General features: G+C 48.7%; 3 protein-coding genes. All 3 read right to left on the reverse strand.

Annotation, left to right across the window (positions count from 1 at the left end; genetic code table 11):
- A partial coding sequence (locus tag AB5H98_RS13425) for an acylphosphatase (protein WP_367926385.1) occupies nt 1–207 on the reverse strand: 207 nt, incomplete at its 3' end.
- The gene (gene hypB / locus AB5H98_RS13430; protein WP_367926386.1) at nt 204–860 is read right to left on the reverse strand and encodes a hydrogenase nickel incorporation protein HypB; all 657 of its coding nucleotides are present in this window, start codon (nt 858–860) and stop codon (nt 204–206) included. The genes AB5H98_RS13425 and hypB, both read right to left, overlap by 4 nt.
- Before the next feature lie 2 nt (nt 861–862).
- Nucleotides 863–1,204: a hydrogenase maturation nickel metallochaperone HypA gene (gene hypA / locus AB5H98_RS13435; RefSeq protein WP_367926387.1), complete on the reverse strand. Its 342-nt coding sequence runs from the start codon at nt 1,202–1,204 to the stop codon at nt 863–865.
- Nucleotides 1,205–1,539: the final 335 nt, after the last annotated feature.

The raw sequence follows: 1,539 nt of genomic DNA on the forward strand, positions 1-1,539 counted from the left end.
CAGAGGTGGAGGTGACGCGGTCAGATCATGCTCAAAAGATTCGAGATGCTCTTTCAAACCCTCCAGCTCCATCTCCACGCCTGCCGGGGTGTTGCGGACCCAGCCGGTGAGGGAGTACTGTTTGGCAAGACGGTGCAGGAAAGGACGGAACCCCACGCCCTGAACGATGCCGGACACCGTCATCCGGACTCGAAGTACCTGACTCATGCCAAACAGGCCCGAATGCGGCTTTCCAGATGTCTGGTAAGTTCGTCCAGTCCCGCACCGGTACGGCTGGAAACCGCGAACAAAGGACCTTCCGGATTGACGCCGCGATAATCGCTTTTCACGCGCTCTGTGTCAAATTCAAAATAGGGAAGCATATCGTATTTGTTTAAAACCAGACAGTCCGTATCGGTGAACATCAACGGATATTTGGCCACTTTGTCGTCTCCTTCCGGAATGCTGAGAATGGTGATTCTAAAATTTTCTCCAATGTCAAATTCCGCCGGGCATACCAAATTTCCAATGTTCTCTACAAATAGAACGTCCAACTTATCCAATTCAAATTGGGGAAGAATGTGCTGAATGCTCATTGCCTCGATGTGACAGGCGCCGTCCGTGTTGAGCTGCACAGCCGGAATTCCCAGCGCTGCAATTTTCTCTGCATCGATCTGACCGGTGATATCTCCCTCAATAACGCCGATGGAAAAAGAATTTTTCAGACGGGCAATCAAAGCGGTGATCAGACTGGTTTTTCCAGTTCCGGGACTTCCCATCACGTTGATCATACAGACTTTATGGCCGGACAGTGTTTGACGCACTTCGGCGCTCACATCTTCGTTCCATTCCATTACTTGATGAAGTACTTTGATTTCCATGTTCAATCGACCTCCAAACTCTCCACCATAAATTCCCGACCGGACAAACGTTTGAGATGCAGACTTCCGCAATATGGACATTGAATATGCGTACGCGTAATTTCGCTTTCCTTTCCACAGTCGCGGCAAAGTACGCGCAAAGGAACCGTTGTCACCTCAATTTTGGCTCCTTCGGCCACGGTACCCTTGGCAAGAACATCCAGATACATCTGCACGCATTCGGGAACTACGCCTGAAAAAGGTCCCATACGCAGGCGGATGGTATGGATGAAGCGAGCATTTTGCTGGCTTGCCGCATTGAGCGCAATATCCAAAATATTTTGTGTGATCGTCAATTCATGCATGAAATGTTCGCCTTATTTCGTTAAAGTTCGAAATTCATTGTAGCACCAATGAGTGGAAAATACCAGAGTGCCTGTCGGCAAGAGAAAAAATAGGAAAAAACACGATGGAAACCGCTTTACCCTTGTAAATAGAAAAAAATGGGACTATAATTATTGCTGGTTTTCATGATTTTTTTCCATAAAGGGGCATGTTTTATGGGTGTTCTACCAATTTTGATTGTCTGGCCGCTGTTGATTGCGGTGGCAGTGCCGATGATCCGTTCCGATCGTGCGCGGGGCATCTTGGTATACGTAGGCGCGGCGGGTGTCATGGCTGTTGCGGCACTGATGCTAGG

The organism is uncultured Ruthenibacterium sp. (assembly GCF_963558415.1).
Classification (GTDB): domain Bacteria; phylum Bacillota; class Clostridia; order Oscillospirales; family Ruminococcaceae; genus Ruthenibacterium.

What these genes read in the sequence shown, in the direction of transcription:
- hypB (WP_367926386.1), bottom strand. Translation starts at nt 860, where the DNA reads ATGGAAATCAAAGTACTTCATCAAGTAATGGAATGGAACGAAGATGTG.
- hypA (WP_367926387.1), bottom strand. Translation starts at nt 1,204, where the DNA reads ATGCATGAATTGACGATCACACAAAATATTTTGGATATTGCGCTCAAT.